General features: G+C 71.8%; 19 protein-coding genes and 1 pseudogene. 10 read left to right on the top strand and 10 right to left on the bottom strand.

Annotated features, from left to right (window positions below; genetic code table 11):
• Positions 1–134: 134 nt before the first annotated feature.
• Positions 135–1,145: a bifunctional riboflavin kinase/FAD synthetase gene (locus J2S22_RS26995; RefSeq protein ID WP_272780180.1), complete on the bottom strand. Its 1,011-nt coding sequence runs from the start codon at positions 1,143–1,145 to the stop codon at positions 135–137.
• Positions 1,146–1,522: 377 nt separating this feature from the next.
• Between J2S22_RS26995 and J2S22_RS26990 the strand changes: the two genes are divergently transcribed.
• Entirely contained in the window at positions 1,523–1,906 is a 384-nt protein-coding gene (locus tag J2S22_RS26990; protein WP_111359976.1) for a response regulator, read from the top strand.
• A 90-nt stretch (positions 1,907–1,996) separates the two neighbouring features.
• A complete protein-coding gene (locus J2S22_RS26985; RefSeq protein WP_272780181.1) occupies positions 1,997–2,644 on the top strand; it encodes a protein phosphatase CheZ in 648 nt (215 codons plus the stop codon).
• 197 nt (positions 2,645–2,841) lie between these two features.
• On the opposite strand, the gene J2S22_RS26980 is transcribed toward J2S22_RS26985, so the two are convergent.
• Both J2S22_RS26980 and J2S22_RS26975 read right to left on the bottom strand, forming a co-directional pair.
• Positions 2,842–3,711: a TIGR01459 family HAD-type hydrolase gene (locus J2S22_RS26980; RefSeq protein ID WP_272780182.1), complete on the bottom strand. Its 870-nt coding sequence runs from the start codon at positions 3,709–3,711 to the stop codon at positions 2,842–2,844.
• A gap of 259 nt (positions 3,712–3,970) precedes the next feature.
• Positions 3,971–5,983: an EAL domain-containing protein gene (locus J2S22_RS26975; RefSeq protein WP_272780183.1), complete on the bottom strand. Its 2,013-nt coding sequence runs from the start codon at positions 5,981–5,983 to the stop codon at positions 3,971–3,973.
• A 200-nt stretch (positions 5,984–6,183) separates the two neighbouring features.
• Between J2S22_RS26975 and J2S22_RS26970 the strand changes: the two genes are divergently transcribed.
• Complete coding sequence (locus J2S22_RS26970) at positions 6,184–6,381, top strand: heavy-metal-associated domain-containing protein (protein WP_272780184.1); 198 nt, start codon at positions 6,184–6,186, stop codon at positions 6,379–6,381.
• Positions 6,382–6,443: 62 nt separating this feature from the next.
• On the opposite strand, the gene J2S22_RS26965 is transcribed toward J2S22_RS26970, so the two are convergent.
• Positions 6,444–7,292, bottom strand: a complete 849-nt coding sequence (locus J2S22_RS26965) for an EF-hand domain-containing protein (protein ID WP_272780185.1) — start codon at positions 7,290–7,292, stop codon at positions 6,444–6,446.
• A 317-nt stretch (positions 7,293–7,609) separates the two neighbouring features.
• Positions 7,610–8,185, bottom strand: a complete 576-nt coding sequence (locus J2S22_RS26960; protein WP_272780186.1) for an EF-hand domain-containing protein — start codon at positions 8,183–8,185, stop codon at positions 7,610–7,612.
• Positions 8,186–8,904: 719 nt separating this feature from the next.
• Between J2S22_RS26960 and J2S22_RS26955 the strand changes: the two genes are divergently transcribed.
• The gene (locus J2S22_RS26955; protein WP_272780187.1) at positions 8,905–9,093 is read left to right on the top strand and encodes a hypothetical protein; all 189 of its coding nucleotides are present in this window, start codon (positions 8,905–8,907) and stop codon (positions 9,091–9,093) included.
• Positions 9,094–9,219: 126 nt separating this feature from the next.
• On the opposite strand, the gene prfB is transcribed toward J2S22_RS26955, so the two are convergent.
• A protein-coding gene (gene prfB, locus J2S22_RS26950; RefSeq protein ID WP_272780188.1) for a peptide chain release factor 2 occupies positions 9,220–10,351 on the bottom strand; the annotation gives its coding sequence in 2 pieces (ribosomal slippage) (positions 9,220–10,281 and positions 10,283–10,351; 1,131 coding nt in all).
• A gap of 249 nt (positions 10,352–10,600) precedes the next feature.
• Positions 10,601–10,756 carry a hypothetical protein gene (locus J2S22_RS26945; protein WP_272780189.1) on the bottom strand — a complete coding sequence of 52 codons (156 nt, stop codon included), beginning with the start codon at positions 10,754–10,756 and terminating at the stop codon, positions 10,601–10,603.
• A 681-nt stretch (positions 10,757–11,437) separates the two neighbouring features.
• Here J2S22_RS26945 and J2S22_RS26940 point away from each other — a divergent pair.
• Positions 11,438–11,596, top strand: coding sequence for a hypothetical protein (locus J2S22_RS26940; RefSeq protein WP_272780190.1), 159 nt, complete (start codon positions 11,438–11,440; stop codon positions 11,594–11,596).
• A gap of 277 nt (positions 11,597–11,873) precedes the next feature.
• Positions 11,874–12,050, top strand: a complete 177-nt coding sequence (locus J2S22_RS26935; protein WP_272780191.1) for a hypothetical protein — start codon at positions 11,874–11,876, stop codon at positions 12,048–12,050.
• A gap of 211 nt (positions 12,051–12,261) precedes the next feature.
• Here J2S22_RS26935 and J2S22_RS26930 read toward each other — a convergent pair whose 3' ends face one another.
• Positions 12,262–14,730, bottom strand: coding sequence for a penicillin-binding protein 1A (locus J2S22_RS26930; protein ID WP_272780192.1), 2,469 nt, complete (start codon positions 14,728–14,730; stop codon positions 12,262–12,264).
• A gap of 477 nt (positions 14,731–15,207) precedes the next feature.
• On the opposite strand from J2S22_RS26930, the gene J2S22_RS26925 reads away from it, so the two are divergent.
• Positions 15,208–17,073, top strand: coding sequence for a phosphoenolpyruvate hydrolase family protein (locus J2S22_RS26925; RefSeq protein WP_272780193.1), 1,866 nt, complete (start codon positions 15,208–15,210; stop codon positions 17,071–17,073).
• A 10-nt stretch (positions 17,074–17,083) separates the two neighbouring features.
• Here the strand turns inward: J2S22_RS26925 and J2S22_RS26920 are convergent, their stop codons facing one another.
• Positions 17,084–17,827 carry a phosphoenolpyruvate hydrolase family protein gene (locus J2S22_RS26920; protein WP_272780194.1) on the bottom strand — a complete coding sequence of 248 codons (744 nt, stop codon included), beginning with the start codon at positions 17,825–17,827 and terminating at the stop codon, positions 17,084–17,086.
• 138 nt (positions 17,828–17,965) lie between these two features.
• Here J2S22_RS26920 and J2S22_RS26915 point away from each other — a divergent pair.
• Together J2S22_RS26915 and J2S22_RS26910 are read left to right on the top strand one after the other, a co-directional pair.
• A pseudogene (locus J2S22_RS26915) lies at positions 17,966–19,201 on the top strand (Tm-1-like ATP-binding domain-containing protein); the annotation flags it as partial.
• 23 nt (positions 19,202–19,224) lie between these two features.
• Entirely contained in the window at positions 19,225–20,058 is an 834-nt protein-coding gene (locus tag J2S22_RS26910) for a phosphoenolpyruvate hydrolase family protein (RefSeq protein WP_272780195.1), read from the top strand.
• Between the two features lie 145 nt (positions 20,059–20,203).
• Here the strand turns inward: J2S22_RS26910 and J2S22_RS26905 are convergent, their stop codons facing one another.
• Positions 20,204–20,653 carry a DUF805 domain-containing protein gene (locus J2S22_RS26905; protein WP_272780196.1) on the bottom strand — a complete coding sequence of 150 codons (450 nt, stop codon included), beginning with the start codon at positions 20,651–20,653 and terminating at the stop codon, positions 20,204–20,206.
• Between the two features lie 1,046 nt (positions 20,654–21,699).
• Between J2S22_RS26905 and J2S22_RS26900 the strand changes: the two genes are divergently transcribed.
• Positions 21,700–22,014, top strand: coding sequence for a helix-turn-helix domain-containing protein (locus J2S22_RS26900; protein WP_272780197.1), 315 nt, complete (start codon positions 21,700–21,702; stop codon positions 22,012–22,014).
• Positions 22,015–22,059: the final 45 nt, after the last annotated feature.

Here is a 22,059-nt window from a genome sequence, read left to right as displayed (position 1 = left end):
CGGGGGGAGAGGAGTGGAGGCGCCTTGCGTGACAATCGGCGAAGCGCTGCAGCTCCCCTCCCCCCGCTCGCGTAGCGAGTGGCGGGGAGGGGTCGGGGGTGGGGGGTAAGCGGCAGATGCCGAGGATGCGGCCCCTACCCCCGCTTCACCACCGCCACGTCGGCGAGCTGGGGGAAGGCGTTGCCGGCGCCGGCGAGGATCTGGCGGGCGGCCTTCGAATCCTCGTTCATTCGATCGATCAGGTCCTCGACGGCGCGGAACTTCAGCTCCGGCCGCAGGAAGGCGTAGAAGGCGATGTCGATGGTCTTGCCGTAGAGGTCGCCCTTGAAGTCGAACAGGAACGCCTCGAGCAGCACCACGCCGGAGTCGAACATCGGCCGCCGGCCGAAATTGGCGACGCCGTCCCAGCGCTTGCCGTCGACCCCGACCCGCACCGCGTAGACGCCGTGGCGCAGCTTGCAGTTGGGGTCGAGCTTGAGATTGGCGGTCGGGTAGCCGAGGTCGCGGCCGCGGCTGTCGCCGTGCACCACCTCGCCCGACTGGAACCAGGGGTAGCCGAGCAGCCGCCAGGCGTGCTCCACCTCGCCGCGCGACAGCGCCGAGCGCACCGCGCCGGACGACACCCGCTCGCCGGCGTCGAGCAGCGGCGGCGCGACGTCGACCGTGAAGCCGAGCCGCTCGCCCTCCTTGCGGAGGAACTCGGTGGTGCCGGCCCGGCCCTTGCCGAACTGGAAGTCGAAGCCGACCGCGACGCCGGCGACCTTGTAGCGCTCGACCAGGACCTTCTGGACGAACTCGGCCGGGGTCAGCGCCGCGAGCGGCTTGTCGAAGCCCATCACGATGGCGCCGTCGAGCCCGGTGGCGGCGAACAGCCGCACCTTCTCGTCGACATTGGAGAGGCGGAACTCGGGCGCCTCGGGGCTGAACAGGGCGCGCGGATGCGGCTCGAACGTCATCGCCGCGGCCGGCCGGCCGAGCGCGTGGGCGCGCGCCTGGGCGGCCTGGATGACGGCGCGGTGGCCGCGATGGACGCCGTCGAAATTGCCGAGCGCCACCACGGCGCCGGTCAGCGCCTCGGGCGGCGGGGCGTCGAGGCGGTCGCGGACCAGACGGAACGAGGTCGCGGGAAACGAGATGTCGGTCATGGATGCGGCACGATCACGGGTTGCGGGCGGACGGGAGCGGCACGCGAGAGGCGGCCGCGCGGCACGGCGAAGGGCGGCGGAGACCAGGACTCCCGGGGGGCGCTGTCATGTTGCCAAACTGCGGTTAACGATTCTCGGCAACCGTTCCTAAACCACGAGGAAACTTGGTGCTTTCCGGTTCCGCCAAATTCGCCCGATGGGGCCTCGCGAAGCTCTCCGGGACGCTCGATTAACCGGATGTTCAAAAGGCGCTGCTAACGTCCGACCCCAGTGGGGAGAAACCTGGGTGTATCTCGGGCGGTGGGACCTGTCCACATTCCGCAGAACAGTGACAGGACGCTGCGTACTCCCGGTTTGTTGCGTAACGGAGTGAGGACATGGCGATCGACCTTTCGATGCCCGTGCTCGTCGTGGACGATTACAACACGATGATCCGGATCATCCGCAATCTGCTCAAGCAGATCGGTTTCGAGGATATCGACGATGCCGCCGACGGCTCGGCCGCGCTCGGCAAGATGCGCGAGAAGCGCTACGGCCTCGTCATCTCCGACTGGAACATGGAGCCGATGACCGGCTACGAGCTCCTCAAGGAGGTCCGGGCCGATCCGAGCCTGTCGAAGACCCCGTTCATCATGGTGACGGCGGAGTCCAAGACCGAGAACGTGATCGCCGCCAAGAAGGCGGGCGTGAACAACTACATCGTCAAGCCGTTCAACGCCCAGACCCTGCAGAGCAAGATCCAGGCGGTGTTCGCCGACTAGCCGTCTCGGGTGCCGCCGCCGGCGGCGCCCCGGCCGGACGGCCGGGGCCCGCGGTTCGGGCGGTGATTCATCCCAAGGGAGAAGCTCGCGATGGCGAGGGTCAAGACGCAGCAGCTCGAGAGCCTGATCGAGTGCCTGCACCAGAAGCGTCAGGAAGACGTGTCGCTCGCCGACGTGCTGTCGCTCGCCGAGATCACGGCGCAGTCGCTGCAGGTGTTCTTCGAGACGATGGACACGGCGGTGTATCGCGAGATGCACGAGATCGCCGGCTACATCGAGCGCATGCGCGGCGAGATCGGCGCCCTGCAGGTCGACGAGATCAAGAAGGACCGCATCCCGGCCGCCGGCCAGGAGCTCGGTGCCATCGTCAAGTCGACCGAGAGCGCCACCAACACCATCATGGAGTGCGCCGAGGCGCTGATGTGCGCCGACGCGAGCGACCCGAAGGCGTTCCAGGCGCTGGTGCAGGAGAAGATGGTGCTCATCTTCGAGGCCTGCTCGTTCCAGGACATCACCGGCCAGCGCATCGCCAAGGTGATCGAGACGCTGCAGAACATCGAGACGCGCGTCAGCCGCTTCGCCCGCGCGGTCGGCACCACCCCGCCGACCGACAAGGCGGCCTATGCCAGCGACCAGGAGAAGGCCCGCGCCGAGCGCGCCCAGCGCCTCCTGCTCAACGGCCCGCAGCTCGACGGCCAGGCCATCGACCAGAAGACGGTCGACGACCTGTTCAAGTAAGCCGCTTCAAGTAAGCCGCCGGCCCGACGGCGGCCTCACTCCGCTTCCGACCAAGCCTTCACGCCGGCCGGGCCCCCGCCCGGCCGTTTCGCATATCGGCCGTTCGGTGGTCGTTCCGGGGCAGCGCCATCGGGTCGGGCCTTCGGCCGGCCCCGCGCGACCCCGGAACGACGCGGGCCGATCGCCCGCAAGCCGTCTCACCAGGCCAGGCGGCGGGTCACCGCGGCGGGCAGCAGGCCGGCCTCGGTGAAGATCGCGGCGAGCGCGCCGTGATCGACGGTCTCGTGGCCGCCGAGCTCCCCGGCGTGGATGCCGGCGGTGACGAATAGGCAGTCGACGCCGAAGCCGGCCGCGCCCTTGAGGTCGGTGCGCACCGAATCGCCGATCGCCAGCACCCGGTCGAGCGGCACGGCGGCGCCGCGCAGCGCGGCGGCGCGGGCGAGCGCCCGCTCGTAGATCGGCCGGTACGGCTTGCCCGTGAACATCACGGCGCCGCCCATGCTCTCGTACAGATCCGCGATGGCGCCGGCGCAGTAGACCAGCTCGTGGCCGCGCTCCACCACCCGGTCGGGATTGGCGCACACCATGAACAGGTCGCGGGCCCGCATCGCCGCCATCAGCTCGCGATAGTCGTCCGGCGTCTCGGTCTCGTCGTCGAACAGGCCGGAGCAGACCGCGTAGTCGGCCCGCTCGACCGGCGCGAAGCGCAGCTCCAGGTGGTCGAACATCGAGTAGTCGCGCTCCGGCCCGATGTGCAGCACCGCCTGGTCGCGGCGCGCCTCGATCTCGGCGCGGGCGACGTCGCCCGAGGTGACGACGGCGTCGTAGGCGTCGCGCGGCACCTTCAGGGTGTCGAGGAACTGCACCACCACGTCGCCGTCGCGCGGCGCGTTGGTGAGGAGGACGACGCGGCCGCCGCCGGCCCGGAAGCGCTGCAGCGCGTCGACGGTCTCGGGGAACGGCGCGACGCCGTTGTGGATCACGCCCCACACGTCGCAGAACAGGACGTCGTAGCGGCTCGCGAGCGGCGCGAAATGGTCGGTCAGCGTCGGAAACGGGATGCTCATCGGGGTCCGTCGATCGGAAGGGAGCCGAGGTCCTATCCGATCACCGCCACCGCGTCACCCCCGCCCGGCACGACACCGTCCCGTGCCGGCCGCCCCGTCATTCCGGGGCGCACCGTAGGTGCGAACCCGGAATCCAGCGGCAACGACCGTGTTCGTGGCTGGATTCCGGGTCCGGCGCGGAGCCTGTGCTCGGGCGGCGCGAAGCGCCGTCCCGAGTGCGCCGTCCCGGAATGACCGAGTCGATCACCCGGAAACGGTCTCAGCCGCCGGTCGTCTTGCGGGCCAGCATGCCGCGGGCGATCTGGGCCAGCACGGTGCCGGGATGGCCGCGGGCGGCGCCGCCGGGACGCCGCTCGCCCGGGATGACGGGCGGCAGCAGGGCCGAGGTCGGCTGCCCGGGCAGCAGCGGCCCGCCGGCGGCGGGCGCAGGGGCGACGGTCGGCGGCGGCGGAATGACGGGCAGCTCCGTCTCGGCCGCCGGCGGCGGCGGCGCGGCGGAAGCCGGCTGGGCCGGAACCCGGGCAGAAGCCTGGGCGGACGCCGGCTGGGCGGGAGCCGCCGGCAGCGGCGCGGCAGCCGGAGCCGCGGCCTCGACCGGCGGCGCGGCCGGAGCGGGCGTCACGGGCGTCGCGGGCGCCGGCGCCGGGATCACCGTGGCGATGCCGGGCGGCGGAGCGACGGCGGGAGCCGACGACCCGGCGGACGGCGGCACAATGGCCGGGCGCAGCCCCAGGATGGCGGCGAGGCCGCTCGCCTGGGCGGCCGGCGCAACCGCCGGCACAGGCGCAGCCGCCGGCACAGGCGCAGCCGCCGGCACAGGCGCGGCCGCCGGAGCGGGGGCCGCGGCCGCCGGCATCGGGGCGGGTGCGGGCACAGGCGCAGGAGGCGCCAGCGACGCCGCGGCGGGCGCCGGCGCAGCCGGCCGCGTGTCGAGCACGCCGAGCTCGCCCAGCTTCTCGGCGCCGCCCTGCAGCACCTCCGGGCGGACCGGCCGCGGCGGCGAGAACAAGAAGCCCTGGCCGTATTTGAGGTCGTAGTCGAGCAGGTCGACGACGGTCGACTCGGTCTCGATCCGCTCGCCGATCAGCTCGATGCCGTAGCGGCCGAGCAGGCCGGCGAGGTCGGCCGGATGGATGTCGGTCGCCGCCGCGTGGCGGGAGAGCAGCAGCGACGCCGGCACCTTGACGAAGCGGAAGCCGCGGTCGGCGAGGTCGCGCGGCTCGAACCGCATGTCGACCACGTGGTCGAGCGAGAAGCGGAAGCCGCGCTCGGTGAGCGCCGCGAGGCTCTCGTTCTCCAGCGGGCCGAAAGAGCGGTAGGCGTCCTGCCGGAACTCGAACACGAAGGACGGGGCGAGGGCCCGGTTGGCGTCCGCGAACTCGTTGAACTGGGGAAAGAACTGCGGATCCACCAGGGTCGCGGCCGAGACGTTGCAGAACAGCCCGATGTCGCGGTTCTTGCCGATCAGCCGGCGGACGATCTGGACGCAGCGGAACAGCATCGCGTTGTCGAGCCGGGCGATCAGCCCGCCCGCCTCGGCGACGGGCAGGAAGTCGGCCGGCATCACGACCTCGCCCTCGCGGGTGCGCAGCCGTGCCACCGCCTCGTAGTAGCGGACCTTGCGCTGCGGCAGCATCACGATCGGCTGCAGCAGCAGGTCGACGCGGCCGCCGTCGATCGCGTCGCGCACCAGCGCGGTCGCGGTCTCGCGCGGCAGCCCGGCGAAGGCGCCGGCGCCCGACGCCGGCACCGTCTCGGCCGCACCAGCGACCACGGCCGGCGCGGCGATGGCGGCCGTCGGCGAGCCCTGCCCCGCCTCCGCCGGCGGCGCGCCGCCCGGCACCAGATAGGGACTGCCCGGCGCGCCGGAGCGCAGCAGCGTGTCGTGTGTCGCCACCGTCTCGGCGAGCTGGCTCAGCAGCGATCCGAGCTCGCCCAGCTCGTCGGAGAGCGGCTTGGCCGCCTCGCCGACCCGGTCGAGCACGCCATCGAGGCGGCTCTCCATGGTGGCGACGCGGCGCCCGAGATCGATCACCTGACGGGCGAGATCGGTGGTGCCGCGCGACAGATCGGCGATCGGACCGTCGGCGTCGCCGCGCTCGCGTGCCTTCAGGGCGACGGCGTTGTAGACGGCGAGGCCGGTGAACGCGACCAGCGTCACGATTGCCGACTCGGCCGCATTGGTGCCGACATAGAGGTACATGAGCGTGCCGAGCGAACCGGCGATCAACGCCATGCACAGGCCGACGAAAATGGCACCGACGCGGGCCATAACTAGCTCCGGGAACACAGATACGGATTGCGGGATATCAAGGTGATTCGCCGCGACGGCCCCCACTGTCGGCAACCGCGGTGAGGGGTGCAAGCGCGACGCGGCGAATTCTGTTGAATTCCAGTCATCCAGCCACAGAACGTCTTGCCGCGCGGGTTTATGGGACCCGCCTCGCGAAACAACGGAAAGGTCGAGACACCATGGTCACACTGAATGTCACGGGCATGACCTGCGACGGCTGCGTCAGAGCAGTCGAGCGCATCATCAAGGCGCAGGATCCGCAGGCGAACGTGACGATCGACCTCGGCAGCGGCCGCGTCGAGGCGGCCACGTCGGCGGCCCCGGCCGCGCTGTGCGAGGCGATCGAGGCGGCGGGCTTCGGCGCCACGCCGGCCTGACGACGACGCCGCAGGCCCGGCGACGGCAACGCGCGTCGCCGGGTGCGGGCGCCGTTCTCGCGTCATGCGCGCAGCGAGACGCTGCGCTGCTGGTTGCTGCCGGAGAACATCGACGCCGCGACGGTGTCGAACATCGCCTTCAGGCTCTGCGACAGCTCCGCCTGGCTGATCGATCCGTCGCCGTCGCCGTCGAGCGACGTGAGAATCGAGTCCGCCTCCGTGCTGGTGCCGCCGCTCTCGCCCGCGAAGCTCTCCAGCTCGCTCTGCGAGATCGTGCCGTCGCCGTCGCTGTCCAGCGCCGAGACGATGTCGGAGGCCGCATCGCCGGCGCCACCCGGCCCGCCCTGCGGCGGGGGCGGCGGCGGCGCGCCGGCCGCGGCGGCGAACTGATCCTCGCTCACGCTGCCGCTGCCGCTCTGGTCGAGCATCGAGAACAGCGTCTCGCCGAGGCTCTCCGAGCCGCCGAGCGACTCGACGTAACCGGACAGCTCCTCCGACGTGATGCTGCCGTCGCCGTCGCTGTCGATGCTGTCGAACATCTGCTGCAGCGGGTTGCTGCCGCTCGTCTCGCCGACCGCCGAGACCGACGAATCCGACTCGCTCGACGACGAATCGCCGGATGCGGACGACGACGCCTGCTGCAGCATCATCAGCATCATCATCACCTCGCCGCCGAGCCCGCTGCCCGAGCCGGACGAGTCGGAGGAGCTGTTCTCCTCCTCCTCGTTCGACGACGACGACGAGCCGCCGACGAGCGACAGCAGATCGAAGAACGACGACGCATCCGACGACGCGGTCGAGGACGACGACGAGCTCGTGCCGGACGAGCCGCTCGCGCTGCCCGACTGCAGGGCCTGCAGCAGCGACCAGAGGCTCGACGTGTCGGTCGCGCCGGCGATGGAAGTGGACATTCGATTCTCCCAGTGCGCACGACCGCACCGCCGGGCGACGCGGCATGCGCCGTCCCGGGCCCCGCGCCCGCCGTCCGCTCTCGCTTGTACGTGGCTTATACGGGCGAGACCGCCGGTTCCGGCAGATCGGCGACGGTGCGCCGGGACGCTGCGCCTGGACGGGAGAATTGACCTGGACGGGAGAATGCACCTGGACGGAATGATGCGCCCGGACGGGAGCGCGAGCCGCGCCGGCGCACGGGCCAGCGGGCGAGGCGACCGCCGCATCGGCGGAATGGCACCACGCAGGGCTCACGGCAGCGCCGGGCCGGCCGGCCTCACGCCGAGACCGAGAAGGGCGGGCGGCGATCGTCCGCGGCGGTGGCCGCCGCGGCGGCGTCGGCCGGCTCGGCCGAGGCCTGGCGCATCGCCGCGGCCATCCGGTCGCGGGTGATGAAGCCCTGGTCGGCGGCGTCGATCTTGTCGAACATCTGCTCGGCGAAGCTCGCCGCGCCGCCGCGCGCCTGGATGAAGGAGACGAACTCGGCGCGGCCGATGCGGCCGTCGTTGTCGGTGTCCATGGCACGGAAGATCAGGTCGACGCGGCTCTCCGGGCCGGCCCCGTTGGCGGGACCGCCGGCGCTGCCGGCCGGGGCCGCCGGGGCCTTCTCCACCGCGGTCTGCTGCACGGTGAGCAGGAACGCCATGGTCTCGCTGCTGATCGAGTACTTGCCGGCGCCGCCGGGCCCGTTGACGTCGCCGGCCGCTCCGGCCGCCGGGGCGAAGCCCGGGGCGTGCTCCGACGAGCCGGCCGGCCGCTGCAGCTCGCTGCGGATGCCGCTCTTGCGCTGAAGCAGGTTCAGCAGGGTCTCGGTATCCGCCACACCGGCGGAACTGATTCTCGCGCTGGACATCCACCCTCCTGGTCAGGACGGTCCTGGGTCCCATGCTCGGTGGTCTTTACCGGAGCTTCTGCCCGCACGACTCCGCCGTCGTGAAGGGAACTCGAGACAATCAGTGCTCCCGCTCAGTCCGCGGTACGAATCTGGCGTTTGGTGACTACAGCAATGGTTAACGAAGCTTTAACGGCGGCTCGGTCTCGGTCAGGCGCGGCGATCTGCATGGCGGCCATGCATCCGGTCCGCCGATCGGCCCGCGGGCCGCACCTCCTGCCGCCGTGTGCCGGCGAGCACCTCCCTGGTGGCGCGACCCCGGGGAGCGACGTCCGGGACCCCGCATGCGACGGCATCGCCGACCCGGCGACGCCCACGGAGCGACACGAACGGATGCGACGCCGGCCAGGGCGCCGCAGCAGACGAGTGACGCAGACGGCAGAGACGCGACGGAGAAACGCAACAGAGGAAACGCAACGAAGGAAACGCGGCAGGAAGAACGCGGCAGGAAGAACGCGACAGGGACAAAGCGACAGAGGAAACACGCGGCAGGACTTCGCCTCGAATCGCACCGCAGGACGCGAATCCCGAAATGCTTTCCGACTCGTAAATTATTACAACAAAGCGGCGAAAGTTGCAAATTTCACGCCAGCATCGCCCACCCGGGTGAGGAAAAAGCAGGCCGGGCGGGGGCGACGGGGCGGACGGCGGACCGGGTGCCGCGCCGGCGCGAAGAGGGCGTGGCTCTCTCCTCCGTCGTGCTCCGCGAAGGCAAGGGCTTTGCAGAATTCGTCATTCCGGGGCGCGCCACCCGGGTCGGCGCTTCGCGCCGCCCGAGTGCAGGCTCCGGCGCGAACCCGGAATCCAGCTTCGAACTCGGCATTCTGGGCTGGAGTCCGGGTCCGACGCTCCGCGTCGTCCCGGAATGACGGATTCTGCAAAGCCCTCGCCTGCGCGGACGAGGACGATCGAGAGGCTGGACTTTCGATCCTGTCTCGAGCGCCTGTGCGGTCGAGCCGGGCGACGACGGAGGAGAGGCTGTCCGCCCGGCGCCGCTACTCCACGTCCTCGATCTGCTCGGGGCCGCCGCCGAACGCCTTCTGGGCGAGCGTCGCCTCCATGAAGCGATCGAGGTCGCCGTCGAGCACGCCGCCGGTGTCGGAGGTCTGCACGCCGGTGCGCAGGTCCTTCACCATCTGGTACGGCTGCAGCACGTAGGAGCGGATCTGGTGGCCCCAGCCGATGTCGGTCTTGGCCTCGAACTCGGCCGCGGCCGCGGCCTCGCGCTTCTTCAGCTCGATCTCGTAGAGGCGGGCGCGCAGCATGTTCCAGGCGGTCGCCCGGTTCTTGTGCTGCGAGCGCTCGGCCTGGCAGACCACCGCGAGGCCGGTCGGGATGTGGGTGAGCCGCACCGCCGATTCGGTCTTGTTGACGTGCTGGCCGCCGGCACCGCCCGACCGCATGGTGTCGGTGCGCACGTCCGATTCCTTGACGTCGATGACGATGCGGTCGTCGATGACCGGATAGACGTCGACGCTGGCGAACGAGGTGTGGCGGCGCGCGTTCGAATCGAACGGCGAGATGCGCACCAACCGGTGCACGCCGCGCTCGGTCTTCAGCCAGCCATAGGCGTTGTGGCCCTTGATGATGATCGTGGACGACTTGATGCCGGCTTCCTCGCCCTCGGTCTCTTCCAGGTACTCGATCTTGTAGCCGTGCTGCTCGGCCCACCGCGTGTACATGCGCAGCAGCATGGCGGCCCAGTCCTGGCTCTCGGTGCCGCCGGCGCCGGCATGCACCTCGAGATAGGTGTCGTTGGGATCGGCCTCGCCGGAGAGCAGCGCCTCGAGCTGGCGGCGGTCGACCTCGGCCTTGAGGCCCTTGAGGGCGGCCTCGGCCTCGCCGACCACGCCGGAATCGCTCTCGGCCTCGCCGAGCTCGATCAGCATGACCTGATCGTCGAGCTCCTGCTCGATGCGACCGATCGCGGTGAGGCTGTCCTCCAGGCTGGTGCGCTCCTGCATCAGGCGCTGCGCCTGCTGCGGGTCGTTCCAGAGGTCGGGATCCTCGGCGAGCTTGTTCAGCTCCGCCAGGCGCGCGCGGGCCCGGTCGAAGTCAAAGATGCCTCCTCAGCAGCCCGACCGACTGCTTGATCTCTTCCACCACGGACTGGGTTTCCGCGCGCATGAACCGCCACCTTCCGGGCCGCGCCGGCCGGGCCGCTCGGCCCGCCGCACACGGCGTTCGGCGGACCGGACGGGCCGCCGCGACTGTCGTCGTGACCGTCGCCGCCGAACCGGGCGGCGCCGACCACTGTCGCTGCCGCATGTAGCGGCCCGGACCGGCGGACGCAACCCGCAGGGCCGGCCGCCCCCGGCGCGGCGACGTCGGGTCGCGGCGGCGTAGGGGCCGCGGCGGCGACGCGCGACCCGCCGGTCAGTCGAGCAGCATGACGGCCGTCCACAGGCCGCCGCTGACCAGAAAGACCGACAGGCGCGGGGTGGCCAGCAGGGCCGAGGCGGTCAGCGCGGTCGCCAGCGCCGCCAGCCAGCCGGCGAGAAGGACGATCAGCCGTGCCCAGACGAATCCCATGGCGTGCTCCTCGTGATGCGTCCCCGACAGGCCCGGGGCCGACCGTGCCCGGCGGCCGCGCCGGACGCAAGACCGGGTTGCCGCCCCATGGGCGCCGGCTCGCGGTCCGAAGCCGCTCCTCCGTCGGGCTCCGCGAACGTCGTGCTCCGCCAACGTCGTCCTCCGCGAAGCCGGAGCATCATACGAGCGGCGGCAATCTCCGACCTCCTCGGTCCGTCATGGCCGGGCTCGTTGTTCGGACCGGGGACATCACTGACGGGTGTTCGGGGACACGGCTGACACCATGGTGGGGTCCGGCGCTCCGCGCCGGCCGGAACGACCGGATTATGCAAGGCCCTCGCCCGACGGACGACACGATGGAGAGGCTGGACTCGGTCTTGTCTCGGCGCCCATGGGCCGCCGGCCGATCGATGCCCCCGTGCCCGTGCCCCCCCTGCTGGCCTCCCCTGCTCGTGTCCCCCTGCCCGGGCCAGAATGTCGTATGAATCACTATTCATTCGATTCAGATCCGCGGCACCGTTCGATTGTGTCGCATCGCAACCAAAAATTAATCAATAAAATCTTATGCAATTCCTTGTCACGGGTGCGCCGCAATATCATGTTCTGGTTCGAGGCAATGATAAACAGGAACACCGAATCAGGGCTTCACCCCCCACACCGCGATCAGGAGCGCTTGAACCAATGAATCTCATCGACACCCCGGCTGCCGCCGCCCGTCCCCGCAAGGCCTCGCTGCTCGGCCGCGCCCTCGCCGGCGTCGGCTCGGTCATCGACGTGCTGCGCGAGGCGCAGGAGATGCGGGCCGACTTCCAGCGCCGCTTCCCCAATATCGGTCGCTGACCCGGCGGCGGTTCCAGTGTCCGCCGCGCGACAGAAAAGCCCCGGCCCGGCCGGGGCTTTTCCATTTCTCCGTGTCGGCGGAAGTTGCTCCGGGCGGCGCGCCACCGCGCCCCGGCCGGCGCCGTTCAGGGCGCGGTTAAGCAGATATTGCACCATTTGTGAATTTGTATCACTTCTGCATGCGCGAAGGCGCCCTTTTTAAATCCCGGCCGGTGACCGATATCAGGTTCACGACACGGCGATGAACCGCCGATCACCAGTTGCCGAGGACTGAACGATGATCCGCACATCCACCCCCGACTTCGCACTCGACCCGCACTCGGCCGCCCACGGCACCGTTTCCCGGGCGTTCGACGTGGTCAAGACGATCGTTCTGGAAGTCGGCCGCACGCTGCGCGAGGCCAACCGGATGCGCCGCGAGGCCGAGGCCCGCTACCCCTTCGTGCAGTTCTGACCGTTCGCCTCCGACCGCGCGCAAGCGACCGCGCGTAAAGCGGCCGCTCTCGGGTCGGAGCTCGGGACCGCCGGCGCATTTCAGGCCGGCCCGTCCACCCCCGCGAGACAAGAAGCCCCCGTCCCCCGCGGGGGCTTTTTGCTGTGCGATGCACGCGCCCGCGGTCCGGCCAGCGCCGCCGCGCCCGCGGAGCGACAGGCCCCCGCCCCGCTCAGTACAGCCCGCCCGTGCCGGTGCGCACCGCGCGGTCGACCTCCGGGGTCACGCCGATCGGCTGGCCGTCGGGGCCGAGCGTGCCGGCATAGGCGGTCGATTCGGCCGGCGCCGTGCCGGGCTTGTAGGCCTCGAGGATGGCCTTGGCGGTGCCGGGGCCGGCCCGGGTGCCGGTCTGGGCGTCGATGCGGATCAGCTTGATGCCGGGCGGCACCCGGAACGGCACCGGCGCCTTGTCGGCGAGCGCCACCTTGAGGAAGTCGCGCACGATCGGCGCCGCCATGTGGCCGCCCGAGGCGCCGCGGCCGATGTGGCGCGGCTTGTCGTAGCCGAGATAGACGCCGACCGCGATCTCCGGCGTGAAGCCGACGAACCACACGTCCTTCTCGTCGTTGGTGGTGCCGGTCTTGCCGGCCACCGGCTTGCCGACCGAGGCGACGACGTTGCCGGTGCCGCGCAGCACCACGCCCTCCATGATCGAGGTGATCTGGTAGGCCGTCATCGGGTCGAGCACCTGCTCGCGGCGGTCGATCAGGCCGGGCTCGGGCTGGTTGCTCCAGCCGTCGGCGTCGCAGCCGCGGCACTCGCGCTGGTCATGCTTGTAGATGGTCTTGCCGGTGCGGTCCTGGATGCGGTCGATCAGGGTCGGGGTGATGCGCCGGCCGCCATTGGCGACCATCGAGTAGGCCGTCACCATCCGCATCACGGTCGTCTCGCCGGCGCCGAGCGCGTAGGACAGATAGGGCGGCATGTGGTCGTAGACGCCGAACCGCTTCGTGTACTCGGCGACCAGCGGCATGCCGATGTCCTGGGCGAGCCGCACCGTCATCACGTTGCGCGAGTGCTCGATGCCGAAGCGCAGCGTCTGCGGGCCGTAATACTTGCCGGTCGAGTAGTTCTCCGGCCGCCACACGCCGATGCCGGGGCCCTGGTCGATCTCGATCGGGGCGTCGACCACGATGGTGGAGGGCGTGTAGCCGTTGTCGAGCGCGGCGGCGTAGACCAGCGGCTTGATCGACGAGCCGGGCTGGCGCATCGCCTGGGTGGCGCGGTCGAACTGGCTCTGGTCGAACGAGAAGCCGCCGACCAGCGCGAGCACGCGGCCGGTCACCGGGTCCATCACCACCATGGCGCCGGAGATCTCGGGGATCTGGCGCAGCCGGAACTGGCCGTCCTTGCCGGCCACCGGCTCGACATAGACGACGTCGCCCGGATCGAGCACCTGCGAGGCCTTGCTCACCGCCTTGCCGCGGGTCGGGCCGCTGGTCGCCTTGGCCCATTTCAGCCCGTCGAGCGGCAGGATGCCGACCGCCCGGTCGCGCGACACCGCCCCGCCCGGCTCGCGCGCCGGCTGCAGGCCGATGCGGGCCGACTGGTCGGAGGTCTCCAGCACCACGGCGAGCCGCCATGGCGCCACGTCGCTCAGCGCCCGCACGTCGGCGAGCCGCGGGCCCCAGTCGCCCGAGACGTCGATCTTGGCCACCGGGCCGCGCCAGCCCTGGCCCTCGTCGAAGCGCACGAGGCCGTCGGTGAAGGCCTTGCGGGCCATCACCTGCAGCTTGGGATCGAGCGTGGTGCGGATCGACAGGCCGCCCTCGTAGAGGCGCTTCTCGCCGAACTTCTCGAGAATCTCGCGGCGCACCTCCTCGGCGAAGTACTCGCCGGCGAAGATGTGGGCGCCGGTCGGGCGCGGCGTGACGTTGAGCGGCTCCTTCTTGGCGGCCTCGCCCTCGGCGGCCGGCACGTAGCCGTTCTCGACCATGCGGTCGATCACCCAGTTGCGGCGCTCGAGGGCGCGCTCGCGCTGGCGGAACGGATGCAGCTGCGAGGGCGCCTTGGGCAGCGCCGCCAGATAGGCCGCCTCGGCGACCGACAGCTCGTTGACCGACTTGTCGAAGTAGAGGAGCGAGGCGGCCGCGACCCCGTAGGCCGAGAAGCCGAGATAGATCTCGTTGAGGTAGAGCTCGAGGATGCGGTCCTTCGAGTAGGTCCGCTCGATCTTCAGCGCCAGCAGCGCCTCCTTGATCTTACGGTCGAACGACACCTCGTTGGTGAGCAGGAAGTTCTTGGCGACCTGCTGGGTGATGGTCGAGGCGCCCTGCGGGCGGCGGCTGGAGCCGAGATTCTGCAGGTACAGCACGCCGGCCCGCGCGATGCCGGTGAAGTCGAGGCCGCCGTGCTCGTAGAAGTTCTTGTCCTCGGCCGACAGGAAGGCGCTGACCACCCGCTTGGGGATCGCCTGGATCGGCAGATAGAGTCGTCGCTCGCGGGCGTATTCGGCGAGCAGCGCGCCGTCCACGGCGTGCACCCGGGTCATCACCGGCGGCTCGTATTCCTGCAGCTGGGTGTAGTCGGGCAGATCCTCGGAGAAGTGCCAGATCAGGCCGGCGGCGGCCGCGATCCCGACCAGGAACAGGATGGTCCCGATCGTGAACAGGAAGCCGAAGAACCGCAGCATCAATCGCATCGCCCTATCCCCGCCTCGGCGCTGCCCGTCCCCCGGACCGGCCGGACCGGCGGCCCGTGTGCCGCCGCTCCCGCGTCCCGGGACCGGGTGTCCCCGCGAGCCCGGCCCGCAGCCGCGCCCCTGCGCCCCCGCCGCCCGGCCTTCTCGCCCGGGCGGAGTCCGCCCGTCGTGCCGTCGCGCCGGTCCGTAGGTCGCCCGGTTTTATGGTCAAACTGAGGCTTGGGCCACCGCGAAGCGGACGAAACCGGGCCGAATCGCCGGCCGCCGCGGGCCCGGACCGGTCCCGCCGGCACGGGTCCGGGCCGCCCGTCGAGCCTTGACGAGCGGACGCCCGGGGAGGCCTACTCGGCCGGGCGACGCCCTCCCCCGGGCCGCGTCCGCCACCGCGGGACGCGTCGACCCGTCGACCGGCCCGAAATCCACCATGCTCCGCAGCGCGCGCGCCGATCGAGCGGAGCCGACGTCAGGCGTGCCGGCATGACATCTCCCGGCGATCAGCATCGAGCGCCGGCGGGCGGCGGCGGTCCCGCGGGCGGGCGGACGCCGCAGGGGCGCCCCCGGCTCGGCACCGCGGGCCGGTTCGGCATCGGCGCCGCGATCGGCGCCGGCCTGGTGGCCCGCTCGGCGGTGCGCGGCGGGGCCGACTTCATCCTGGCGCTCAACGCCGGCCGGGTGCGGGTGATGGGCGCGCCGTCGGCCGTGTGCATGCTGCCGATTCACGAGAGCAACGCCTTCGTCGCGGCCTTCGCCCGGACCGAGATCCTCGGGCGCGTCGACGTTCCGGTGCTGTTCGGCGCGTCGACCTTCGATCCGCGCACCGACGTCGAGGCCCTGGTCGGGCAGATCGCCGCCTGGGGCTTTTCCGGGGTGATCAACTTCCCGAGCGTCATCCTGCTCGATCCCGAGGCGCGGGCCGGGATGGAACGGCTCGGGCTCGGCTGGCGGCGCGAGGTCGCGCTGATCGAGGCCGCCCGGCGGGCCGGTCTGCTCGCCGCCGCCTATGTCCGGACCGTCGAGCAGGGCGCCGACATGGCGGCCGCCGGCAGCGATCTCGTCTGCGTCAACTTCGGCTGGACGACCGGCGGCGTCGCCGGCGAGCCCGCCACCCAGGACACCGCCGGCGCCGCCGCCGAGGCCGCCGCGGTGTTCCGGACGGCGCGCCGGCTGCGGCCGAAGATCCTCTGCTTCGTCGAGGGCGGGCCGATCGCGACCCCGCAGGGCGCCGCCGAGGTCTGCCGGGCCAGCCGGGCCGACGGCTACATCGCCAGCTCGACGGTCGACCGCATCCCGCTGGAGACGGCCGTGTCCGACACCGCGGCGGCGTTCAAGGCGGTCGCCGGCCTGACCCGCAAGGTCGAGGCGCTCGAGAACGAGCTGCTCGGCGACGGACGGCGCTTCGGCCTGATCGGCTGCTCGGCCGCGATGGCCCACCTGGTGCGGATGATCGAGCGCCTCGCCGACAGCGACCTCACGGTGCTGATCCGCGGCGAGAGCGGCACCGGCAAGGAGCTCGTCGCGCAGGCCCTGCACCGGGCGAGCCGCCGCTGCGACCGTCCGCTGGTCGCCGTCAACTGTGCCGCGATCCCGCGCGATCTCCTGGAGAGCGAGCTGTTCGGCTACGAGCGCGGCGCCTTCACGGGCGCCAGCCGGTCGCGCCTCGGCCGCTTCGAGGAGGCCAATGGCGGCACCCTGTTCCTCGACGAGATCGGCGATCTCGATCTCCCGCTCCAGGGGAAGCTGCTGCGGATCCTGGAAAGCGGCGTCGTCGAGCGGCTCGGCAGCAACCAGCCGCACCGCCTCGACGTCCGGGTGCTGTGCGCCACCCATCGCGACCTGCGCGCCGCGAGCGCCGAGGGCCGCTTCCGCGAGGATCTGTTCTTCCGGCTCGCCCAGCTCGAGATCCGGGTGCCGAGCCTGGCCGAGCGGATCGAGGACATCCCGCTGCTGGCCCGGCAGTTCCTGTCGGCCTTCGCGGCCCGTCACGGCGGCCCGCCGAAGGTGATCGACAACGCCGCCTACCAGCGGCTGATGAGCCACCGCTGGGCCGGCAACGTGCGCGAGCTGCGCAACGTCGTCCAGCAGGCCGCCATCCTGGGCGACCGCGAGGTGATCGGCGCCGCCGACCTGATCCCGCTCCTCGACGCGCCGGCAGCGGCGGCGCCGGGCCGCGCCGCCGCCCGGCCGGCGACGCCGGCGCCGGCGCCCAGCACGGCCGAGACGGAGCGGGACTGGATCGTCGAGGCGCTCCGCCGCAACCGCTTCCGCCGCGACGCCACGGCGCGCGACCTCGGCCTGTCCCGCAAGACGCTCTACAACAAGATGCGGCACTACGGGATCGCGTGAGGCCGGCGCGTCACCGGCCGGCGGGCTGCGCCGGCGCGTCGCGCGAGGCGGCGGCCCGGTCGACGGCCCAGTCGACGACCCCGTCCGCGGCGGCGAGCAGCGGGGCGATGCGGGCCCCGTGGTCCGGATGCCGGAAGGCGAGGATCTCGGTGGCGGGCGCCGCCGCGCGCACCGCCCGGACCGCGTCCAGCGCGGCGGCGGCGCGGCGCTCGCCCTCCGCCGGGTCGCCGGCGGCGGCGACCGGGTAGACCAGCACGCGGCGCAGGCCGGCCGCCACCGCCTGGCGTCCCTGCTCGCCGGTGGTCACCACGGCCAGGACGTCGAGGCCGCGCCGGCCGGCCTCGGCCAGCACGGCCAGCTCCGCCGCGTAGTCGACGCCGGCATGGCCGAGCGCCCGCGCGAGCCCGCCCGCGACGGTCGCCACGGTCGGCAGGTTGACGACGGCGCGGATGCCGGCGTCCCGCAGCGCCGTCAGGAGCACCGGCGCCGGCCGGAACGGATCGGCGGCGAAGATCGCCGCGTGGATCCCGGGATCGTCCGGAAACGCCCCGGCGAGCGCCAGGGTCGCGCCGTTGGCGTCGCCGATCGGCAGGCAGCCGACGAGGTCGGCCGCGCCGGCCCGGAGCCCGGCGAAATGCGGGCAGACGATCAGCAGGCCGTCCCGCCGCGCCGGGATGCGGTCGACGATGTGCCCGGTCGCCGCCGGCTGCGCCGCGACGAGGTCGCCGCATGCATCGCCGATCTCATGGGTCATTTCGGGTAATTCTGGGTACATCCGGAGCGCTTCCCCCGATTTACTCGTCGACGCGTCCCGATTTCATCGGCGTGGTGCGGGTTGCCCCATGGCACGGCACTTGCCGTTTTCTTGATCAGGCGGCGCGACCACGCCGTCGCGACACGGGAGGATGCCACGATGCCGTCGCCGTCCAACGCGGGTCACAGCGCAGCATACGTCGCCGGGACCTTCGACACCAAGGAGCGCGAGCTCGCCTTCGTCGCCGACTGCCTGCGGCGCGCCGGGATTCGCACCGTCACGGTCGACCTCGCCACGTCCGGAGCGGCGACGTCGGCGGACGTCCCGGCCGCGGCGGTCGCGGCCCATCACCCCGGCGGCGCCGCCGCCGTGTTCACCGGCGACCGCGGCTCGGCGATCGCGGCGATGACCGAGGCGTTCCGCCGCTTCGTCGCCACCCGGACCGATCTCGCCGGGCTCGTCTCGGCCGGCGGCTCGGGCGGCACCGCGCTGGTCACCCCGGCGATGCGCGACCTGCCGGTCGGCACGCCCAAGGTGATGGTCTCGACCATGGCCTCGGGCGACGTCCGCCCCTATGTCGGCCCGTCGGACATCTGCATGATGTACTCGGTCACCGACGTCTCCGGCATCAACCGGATCTCCGAGCAGATCCTGTCGAACGCGGCCCACGCGCTGGCCGGGATGATCGCCCACCACCGGCCGCCGAGCGCCGCGGCGAAGCCGGCGATCGGCCTGACCATGTTCGGCGTCACCACGCCCTGCGTCCAGGCGGTCGCCGCGGCGCTCGCCGACCACTACGACTGCCTCGTCTTCCACGCCACCGGCACGGGCGGCCAGTCGATGGAGAAGCTGGTCGACTCGCGGCTGCTCGCCGGGGTGATCGACATCACCACCACGGAGGTCTGCGACCTCCTGATGGGCGGCGTGCTCGCCTGCACCGAGGACCGGTTCGGCGCGGTGATCCGCACCGGGCTGCCCTACGTCGTCTCCTGCGGCGCCCTCGACATGGTGAACTTCGGCGCGCCCGAGACGGTGCCGGAGCACTATCGCGGCCGCCTCTTCTATCCGCACAACCCGCAAGTCACGCTGATGCGCACGACGCCGGAGGAGAACGCCCGGATGGGCGTGTGGATCGGCGAGCGGCTGAACCGCATGGAGGGCCCGGTCCGGCTGCTGATTCCGGAGGGCGGCGTCTCGGCGCTCGACCGCCCCGGCCAGCTGTTCCACGACCCCGAGGCCGACCGCGCCCTGTTCGAGGCGCTGGAGCGGACCGTCGTCCAGACCGCCGGCCGGCGCGTGATCCGGCGGCCCGAGCACATCAACGACCCGGGCTTCGTCGCCGCGCTGGTCGCCGCCTATCGCGAGATCGCCTGACCCAGACCGAGGGAGTCCAGACCATGCCGAAATTCACCCGCGACGCGCTCCTGGAGAAGTTCCGCGCCATGATCGCCGCCCGCCAGCCGATCGTCGGCGGCGGCGCCGGGACCGGCCTGTCGGCCAAGTGCGAGGAGGCCGGCGGGATCGATCTGATCGTCATCTACAACTCCGGCCGCTACCGCATGGCCGGGCGCGGCTCGCTCGCCGGCCTGCTGGCCTACGGCAACGCCAACGACATCGTGGTCGAGATGGCCTCCGAGGTGCTGCCGGTGGTCGAGCGCACCCCGGTGCTGGCCGGCGTCAACGGCACCGATCCGTTCATGCTGCTGGAGCCGTTCCTGCGCCGGCTCGACGGCCTCGGCTTCTCGGGCGTGCAGAACTTCCCGACCGTCGGCCTGATCGACGGCGTCTTCCGCGCCAACCTGGAGGAGACCGGCATGGGCTACGGCCTGGAGGTCGACATGATCGCCAAGGCGCACGAGCTCGGCCTGCTGACCACGCCCTATGTCTTCGATCCCGGGCAGGCCGAGGCGATGGCCAGGGCCGGGGCCGACATCATCGTCTGCCACCTGGGCCTGACCACCGGCGGCGCGATCGGCTCGAAGACGTCGCGCAAGCTCGCCGACTGCCCGGCGCTGATCAACGAGTGGACCGAGGCCGCGCTCCGCGTCCGCAAGGACGTGATCGTGCTCTGCCACGGCGGCCCGATCTCGGAGCCGGACGACGCCACCTACATCCTGGAGCACTGCCCGAACTGCCACGGCTTCTACGGCGCCTCCAGCATGGAGCGCCTGCCGACCGAACGGGCCCTCACCGAGCAGACCCGGCGCTTCAAGACGATCCGCCGCGGCTGACCGCGCCACGGGACGCGGCGCCGCTCCCGCATTCCGCCCGGCGGGCGCCCTGCAGGCCACGCGCCACCCCCGGCGCCGCAGCCCGCACGCAGCGCAGCGGAATGCGGGACTCCGGAACGAGGCGCCCGAGCGACCGGACCCGGCCTCACGGCGGAGACGGAGCGCGGGCGCGCGGATCGGCGCCGAACCGGTTGTCGCCGCGCCGGCCGGGCACCAGCCCGATCACCACCAGCAGGACCCGGCCCGCGACGTGCCACCGGTCGACATGGCTCACGGTCGCCAGGACCTGCACGGCCGGCAGGGCGAGCAGCCACCAGGCCGACAGGCCGAGGTCGTGCAGCCGCTTGCCCGCGACGGCCACGAGCGGCCAGCCGGCGACGGCGACGAGCAGGAGCTTGGGAAGCAGCAGGGCGAAGTCCAGCTCGTCGCGAGACCAGGTGGGCCGGCGCGGCCGGAGCAAGGCGAGGCCGAGGTCCTCCAGGCGCGGGCCGATCAGCAGCACCAGGAGCAGCGTCAGCAGCAGGCCGAGCCAGTACTCCTGCCGCCCGATGCGGCCGCGGACGTCCAGAAAGAACCACCCGAAGATCGACGACACGGCCTCCCCCCGGTTCTGCATCCGCCCCGCTGCTGCATCCGCCCGTCGCGCGCCCGGCGGGTCGTACCGACGGCCCGTGACATCGCCCCGTCATCCCGAGGGGCTCGCCGAAGGCGAGCCTCGCAGGATGCGGCCATCCAGGTCGGCTTGCCGACCTGGACTTGTATCCACGCTGATCTCGGGCAAGCCCGAGATCGGGGCCGGAGGCCGTTGGTCTCACGCGCAGCGATCGAAACCCGTCCGGGTTAGGATCGGGTTACGCCGACCGGATGGGACTCGCCCCATCCTGCGACACCAGGGATCCCGGACGCGGCGCCGCTCCCGCTCCGCGCCGCGCCCGGGGCCGGAGCGGCCGTAGCCCGCATGAAGCGCGAGCGGAATGCGGGGGTCCGGAACGAGGCGGCCGGATCATCCTGTTTTCAGGTGATGAGTTCGCCGTCATTCCGGGGCGCGGCGAAGCCGCGAACCCGGAATCCAGCGACAACCTCCGAGGTCTCGGCTGGAGCAAGCCGTAGCCCGGGTCGAGTGGAACGAAACCCGGGGCTCGCCGCCGCTCCCGCCGGCACGCCGGACAGCAGGCGAAGCCGCTTGCAGCCCCGATGGACCGCGGGCGACGTCCCGGGGCGGGCCGCGCTGCAGAACCCGGGTTTCGTTTCACTCGACCCGGGCTACGAACTGCTTCGCCATGCTGTTAAGGCGGTCGCGTGCTAGCTCGAGGTCCGAAGCCTCTCCTCCGTCGTGCTCCGCGAAGGCGGAGCACCCAGTACGCCGCAGGCTCTCGATCGAAACAACGGAGTTCGACCGATACCGGGTCGGCTGCCGGCGCGAGGGCTTTGCAGAATTGCTCCGTCATCCCGGGGCGGCCCGCAGGGCCGAGCCCGGGACCCATATCCCCTGTCCGTCGTGAGCCACCGGCACCGGGTCTATGGATCCCGGGCTCGCGGACCGGCGGTCCGCGCCCCGCGATGACGGGGGCCGGTGCGGACGAACGACGGTCGCAACGGACAGGAGGAGACCATGACGACGCTCGACCAGAAGATGCCTCCTTGCCCAAGGCCCGGCAGGCGAAGGTCGAGGCCCGTGCCGCCGAGGTCGTGGCGGAGGACATGGCGCTGCGGGAGCTCCGCGAGGCGCACGCCAACACCCAGGCCAAGCTCGCCCGGACGCTCGGCCTCGGTCGGGGCAGCGTGTCCAGGCTGGAGCAGCGCAGCGACATGCTGATCTCCACGCTGCGCGACGACGTCGCCGCGATCGGCGGCACCCTGCGCCTGATGGTGGACTTCGAGGACCGCCCACCGGTCGAGATCGAGAGTAAGCGTCGTTTTCAGGCCACGGCTTTGAGGGCTTGCGGCGGGGCGTAGGCCCAGGGCAGCAGGTCGTCGATGCGGCTGTTGGGGTGGCCGTCG

Source organism: Rhodoplanes tepidamans, assembly GCF_030813915.1.
In the GTDB taxonomy this organism is placed as follows: domain Bacteria; phylum Pseudomonadota; class Alphaproteobacteria; order Rhizobiales; family Xanthobacteraceae; genus Rhodoplanes; species Rhodoplanes tepidamans.
Note: the sequence above shows the minus strand (reverse complement) of the source record. Positions and strands in the feature narration are given on the sequence as shown.

What these genes read in the sequence shown, in the direction of transcription:
- J2S22_RS26995 (WP_272780180.1), bottom strand. Translation starts at nt 1,145, where the DNA reads ATGACCGACATCTCGTTTCCCGCGACCTCGTTCCGTCTGGTCCGCGAC.
- J2S22_RS26990 (WP_111359976.1), top strand. Translation starts at nt 1,523, where the DNA reads ATGGCGATCGACCTTTCGATGCCCGTGCTCGTCGTGGACGATTACAAC.
- J2S22_RS26985 (WP_272780181.1), top strand. Translation starts at nt 1,997, where the DNA reads ATGGCGAGGGTCAAGACGCAGCAGCTCGAGAGCCTGATCGAGTGCCTG.
- J2S22_RS26980 (WP_272780182.1), bottom strand. Translation starts at nt 3,711, where the DNA reads ATGAGCATCCCGTTTCCGACGCTGACCGACCATTTCGCGCCGCTCGCG.
- J2S22_RS26975 (WP_272780183.1), bottom strand. Translation starts at nt 5,983, where the DNA reads ATGGCCCGCGTCGGTGCCATTTTCGTCGGCCTGTGCATGGCGTTGATC.
- J2S22_RS26970 (WP_272780184.1), top strand. Translation starts at nt 6,184, where the DNA reads ATGGTCACACTGAATGTCACGGGCATGACCTGCGACGGCTGCGTCAGA.
- J2S22_RS26965 (WP_272780185.1), bottom strand. Translation starts at nt 7,292, where the DNA reads ATGTCCACTTCCATCGCCGGCGCGACCGACACGTCGAGCCTCTGGTCG.
- J2S22_RS26960 (WP_272780186.1), bottom strand. Translation starts at nt 8,185, where the DNA reads ATGTCCAGCGCGAGAATCAGTTCCGCCGGTGTGGCGGATACCGAGACC.
- J2S22_RS26945 (WP_272780189.1), bottom strand. Translation starts at nt 10,756, where the DNA reads ATGGGATTCGTCTGGGCACGGCTGATCGTCCTTCTCGCCGGCTGGCTG.
- J2S22_RS26940 (WP_272780190.1), top strand. Translation starts at nt 11,438, where the DNA reads ATGAATCTCATCGACACCCCGGCTGCCGCCGCCCGTCCCCGCAAGGCC.
- J2S22_RS26935 (WP_272780191.1), top strand. Translation starts at nt 11,874, where the DNA reads ATGATCCGCACATCCACCCCCGACTTCGCACTCGACCCGCACTCGGCC.
- J2S22_RS26930 (WP_272780192.1), bottom strand. Translation starts at nt 14,730, where the DNA reads ATGCGATTGATGCTGCGGTTCTTCGGCTTCCTGTTCACGATCGGGACC.
- J2S22_RS26925 (WP_272780193.1), top strand. Translation starts at nt 15,208, where the DNA reads ATGACATCTCCCGGCGATCAGCATCGAGCGCCGGCGGGCGGCGGCGGT.
- J2S22_RS26920 (WP_272780194.1), bottom strand. Translation starts at nt 17,827, where the DNA reads ATGACCCATGAGATCGGCGATGCATGCGGCGACCTCGTCGCGGCGCAG.
- J2S22_RS26910 (WP_272780195.1), top strand. Translation starts at nt 19,225, where the DNA reads ATGCCGAAATTCACCCGCGACGCGCTCCTGGAGAAGTTCCGCGCCATG.